Source organism: Bacteroides acidifaciens (assembly GCF_024623065.1).
In the GTDB taxonomy this organism is placed as follows: domain Bacteria; phylum Bacteroidota; class Bacteroidia; order Bacteroidales; family Bacteroidaceae; genus Bacteroides; species Bacteroides acidifaciens.
Window position 1 is genome coordinate 1 of record NZ_JANJZR010000138.1, and the last position, 4,610, is coordinate 4,610.

4 protein-coding genes and 1 pseudogene are annotated in these 4,610 nt (G+C 44.9%); all 5 read left to right on the top strand.

Features of this window, described 5'->3' with window-relative positions; genetic code table 11:
• Positions 1-2,214 (top strand): hypothetical protein (locus tag NSB03_RS19940; RefSeq protein ID WP_257466608.1); only part of this gene is annotated, 2,214 nt, incomplete at its 5' end.
• 26 nt (positions 2,215-2,240) lie between these two features.
• A complete protein-coding gene (locus tag NSB03_RS19945; RefSeq protein WP_228099361.1) occupies positions 2,241-2,525 on the top strand; it encodes a hypothetical protein in 285 nt (94 codons plus the stop codon).
• 594 nt (positions 2,526-3,119) lie between these two features.
• On the top strand, positions 3,120-3,608 hold the full coding sequence (locus NSB03_RS19950) for a hypothetical protein (protein WP_024988759.1): 489 nt from the start codon (positions 3,120-3,122) through the stop codon (positions 3,606-3,608).
• A gap of 87 nt (positions 3,609-3,695) precedes the next feature.
• Positions 3,696-4,130 (top strand): hypothetical protein, encoded by a 435-nt coding sequence (locus NSB03_RS19955; RefSeq protein ID WP_024988758.1) that lies wholly within the window; start codon positions 3,696-3,698, stop codon positions 4,128-4,130.
• A 61-nt stretch (positions 4,131-4,191) separates the two neighbouring features.
• Positions 4,192-4,610, top strand: a pseudogene (locus NSB03_RS19960) (S49 family peptidase); the annotation flags it as partial.

A 4,610-nucleotide genomic window follows, 5' to 3' on the forward strand; every position in this document is an offset into this window, starting at 1 on the left:
CTTTCCGAACTGAAAGCCTTATACCGGGAATTTAATTCCAGGGAGGAAGCCGCATTTAAAAAGAATCCGGCCAATGCGGAAAAGCCCTATAAGGAACAGAAGCTGCAGGAAGCGTTTATATGTTCCGGAGAGCGCGACGCCTTGTGCGTTAAATCGCTGGGATTTTCCCCAATTTGGTTTAATTCGGAAACGTATAAACTTTCCGAACAGGATTACAAAGAAATCATGAAATACGTTGAAGTCCTGTATAACATACCTGATATCGACACGACGGGCAGGGTGAAGGGTACGGAACTTGCATTGCGTTTTATTGACATCCACACGATCTGGCTACCGGCCTGGCTTAACACTTACCGGGACCAGCGGGGCAAACCCCGTAAGGACTTCCGGGATTTCATGGAGTTAAGAAGCAAGAACGAAGATTTCCGTAACCTTATGACGCTTGCCATGCCCGCCAAATTCTGGTATTCCAAGTTTAACGAGAAATCCCGGCAATGGGATCACAATATAGACGCGGACTGCCTTCACTACTTTTTACGTCTTAACGGTTTCTATTCGCTTCATGATGAAAATTCCAGTTCAACGAAATACATCCGTATTACCGGCAATATCGTAAAACTGATAAAGGCAAAGGATATCCGGAAGTTTATCCGCGGTTGGGCCCAGGATAGTTTTTTATCCCGCGATATCAGAAATTTAATTTTGAACAGCCCCAAACTTTCAGATACGGCCCTGGACAATTTGCAGGAAATAGAACTGGACTTTACCAATTATACCCATAATACACAGATGTTTTTCTTTCCCGGTTGCAGCATGGAGGTAAGCGGCACCGGTATAAAGGAACATCCGGCCAACGGCAGCACATTATCCCACTACGTTTGGGAAGAAAATGTACTGAAACACAAAGTCCGTCTTATGGAAGATATGTTTACCATTTCCCGTAAAAAAGACATAGAGGGCAACGATGTATTTGATATCCGGATAAATGCCGTACCGTCTAACTTTTTCGGCTATGTAATCAATTCGAGCCGCGTTTACTGGCGTAAGGAACTGGAATACAATTTCGACAACAAGAGCGTGGGGGAAGCGGAATCCTACCGGGAGAAACATAAATTCGATATCGAGGGGGAAGGCCTCATGGCGGAAGAAGTGGCCGAACAGAAAAGGAACCTTATCAATAAGATATTTACTATCGGTTATATGTTGCACCGGTATAAGTCCCCTTCCCGTGCCTGGGCACCGCAGGCCATGGATAACAAGATCGGTGAAGACGGGGAATGTAACGGACGTTCGGGCAAATCATTCATGTTCAAAGCCCTTTCCTACTTTATGAAGACCGTCAAGCTTTCCGGCCGTAATCCCAAGTTAATGGATAATCCGCATGTGTTCGACCAGGTAAACCAGCATACCGACTTTATTCTGGTGGATGATTGCGACCGGTATCTTAATACAGGCCTGTTTTACGATATCATCACGTCAGATATGACCGTGAACCCGAAGAACAACCAGTCATTTACTATACCTTTCGAGGAATCGGCCAAGCTGGGATTTACCACCAATTACGTACCTATTGATTTTGATCCGTCTACGGAAGCCCGTTTGCTGTACCTGGTATTCTCCGACTACTACCACCAGCGTACGGAAGATAACGACTACCGGGAAACGCGTTCTATCCGGGACGACTTCGGAAAAGATTTGTTTTCTAAGACGTATTCCGAAAGCGAGTGGAACGCCGATATAAATTTCTTCTTGCAGTGCTGCCGTTTTTACCTTTCCCTTTGCGAGGAATCTATAAAATTGCTTCCGCCCATGGAAAACATTATCAGGCGTAAATACAAGGCCGATATGGGAAATAACTTTGAGGATTGGGCGAACTCTTATTTCTCTCCGGACAGCGAACACCTGGATAGCTTTATTGTTCGTGAAAAGGCTTTTGCTGATTACAAAAGCTTTTCCGGTGTGAATAAAATCACGATGCAGCGTTTTACAAAGGCTCTTAAAGGCTTTGTGGCCCTTTGTCCCTACATTGAGGAACTCAACCCGAAGGACCTTTGTAACTCCCAGGGACGTATCGTACGCAAGGATAGCGACGGAAAGGCTGCCGATATGATTTATTTACGTTCATGCGGCACGGCGGAAGCGGCTGCCGGTGATGAAACGGGACCAACCGACCAGACACTTGTATTTGTACCGGATGAACGGCCAGAGGAATGAATAATGCACATTTAAAATTAAACAGCATGTCCGAGTTTACCACGCTTTGGAATAGCGGCGAGAAGTTCCGGAAATTCGCCGAACAGGTTTACCGCTATCTGGAGCGTATGAAACCCGGTACTGTTTTGGTGCTGGAACGCTATTCGGGCGAGCAGCTCGAATGGATCATAAAAACAGCCTGTGTTTTTATCCTGGAAGGAAACAATGGCCTGGAGTATGAATTTAATGAAGACTATACGGCCGTCGTGCACCGCCGTGTGGACCCGGACATCAAGGAATGGATTTTAAGCAGGTGCAAACATCGTGTATAAGACGATCCGGAGCCGGTATAAAATACGAAAAGAGGGACCAGATACGAAAGTGTCGGTCCCTCTTTTCGTATGGAAACAAAGGTGCCTTGCCCGGCTTCCTTCCCCATACCCAATCTATATTTCATGCAAAATTTTAGTAACCTTGTAACCTTTGTTTGCTTGAAAGAAAAAAGTCTGAAAATCAAATAAATAAATAGGAAATAAAGGTTACGAAGTTGCAGTTACAAACCGGTTACTAACTTTTCCGGTTTGTAACACAGGCCTTTTTATCTTCTACCGGTAAGCCCGGTTACAAACTGTTTTCCTGCCATTTTTTTGTAACGGGACTTAGTAACGCTATTAAGTTGCTAAGATACAGGGTTTTACATTTGTTGGTTGCCCGGTTACGAAATTACAGAAATTTAGTACCGGATTATATCAGAACAGCCTGGAAGGGAAAATGCCGGCCGTGTGGTAGCAGGAAAAGACACATTATAATTATTCTCTCGGAGTATATTTATCAAAATGGCGGCTGAAATCCTACATTTTCTTGTAAATGGCAGAACAACAGCTAATAAAGGAATATCTTTGCCTTTAAAAAGGAATGTTATTGTTATGATTACCACCCGAATACAGATTGAATCCTACCTGGCCGAGTACGTCCGTGGCAAATATTATGACGAAACAGTCGGTACCGTTCGTTTTCCTTCTTCGTCCGATATCTATGTGACTATTTACGATCTTATGGAGAAACGGCCGGTTAATTGTCCGGCTGACCGTGGCAACCTGGAGTTTATGTTACCTGACCGCCGGGAGGCCAATTTTGCCGGTGGCAAGTCTCCGGAACAGTTCAATTACATTTCCGTACGTGGTACCGCCATTCTTGAAAAGCGTTTGCGTGCCCTGATGTGGGCCGAGCTGCACGAACTCATGGACGAAAACAAGCATCTGCGCGGAATCGAGTTTAAGGAAACCGTTTTTACCTTCCTGAAAAAGTATGATATATCTTCCATTCAGGAAGACGGGCTACTGAAAAACTACCAGCGGTGGCGGGACAGTTTCAGGCGCAAGAAGAAAAGGGCCTATAATCGAAAAAAAGTGTAAAAAAGCAAGTTGTTTTTTACCTACCAAGTGTATCTGTTTGTCCTTTTTTGTCCGGTTTTTGGCTGAAAAACGTCCGAAAAATGCTGAATGTTTGATTATCAATATTTTATATCTGTAATTATGTCAAGAAAGTTAATATCTGCCGCCCATAACTTACAACTGGTTCCCGTTTACAACATTATTCATTTTGGCGTCATGCGTTCGAAAGTCGTTATCCGTTCTATCGGAAAACCTGATATTCTTACGATCGTACCGGGAACCTTAAAACTTGGTGATAGCAGAAATGAAGATGTCTATACTAAAAAACATACCTTCAAACTTGCCGACGTGTCGCGAAATAAGACGCTTTATCTGGAAAACCTGAAAGCGACGCCCTTTGTCGCTCTCTATATTGATGAAACGGGTAATCCCCGTGTTTCCGGCTCCCCTGATTACCCGCTTACCTTTTCTTTTGAGATCGGCGGGGGGCTGTATAATTGCACCCTGTCCGGTACGGGGTCGGGCGTTGATGCGTTTCTGTAGGCTCCTTTCAGTCCTTCTCTGCCTATAATATAGGCGTTTTCTTTGTCGTAAAAAAGAGAACGTGGATAAAATACAGGAGATTTTTACAGCACCTTGGGCAATCGCTGATAATGATTATTACCGGTTGCTTTCTTTACTTGTGCCGTGTGTTGCAGCCGGCAACCTGGATGCGATCGAAAAACGGCTTAACAATAATAAAATAACCGCTTACGCTACTACTCCTTACCTTGCCAACCGGTGGGAACTGGATGATGACACCCTGCCGGCTGACAGCGTGGCCGTCATTATCCTGGAAGGTACCTTGTATTCCTGGGAGACTTACCGCCTGGAACAGCAACTCCGGGATATTTCCGGTAATCCGAAGATTTGCGGCGCGGTACTCTGGATAAACGGCCCGGGCGGCATGGTCGCCCATGTAGACCTAGCAGCTAAAATGATTGCCGAATCTTCCAAACCTATAGCTACTTACGTGGCCGGTAC

Excerpts from the sequence above, each read along its gene's own strand:
- NSB03_RS19945 (WP_228099361.1), top strand. The coding sequence starts at position 2,241 with ATGTCCGAGTTTACCACGCTTTGGAATAGCGGCGAGAAGTTCCGGAAA.
- NSB03_RS19950 (WP_024988759.1), top strand. The coding sequence starts at position 3,120 with ATGATTACCACCCGAATACAGATTGAATCCTACCTGGCCGAGTACGTC.
- NSB03_RS19955 (WP_024988758.1), top strand. The coding sequence starts at position 3,696 with ATGTTTGATTATCAATATTTTATATCTGTAATTATGTCAAGAAAGTTA.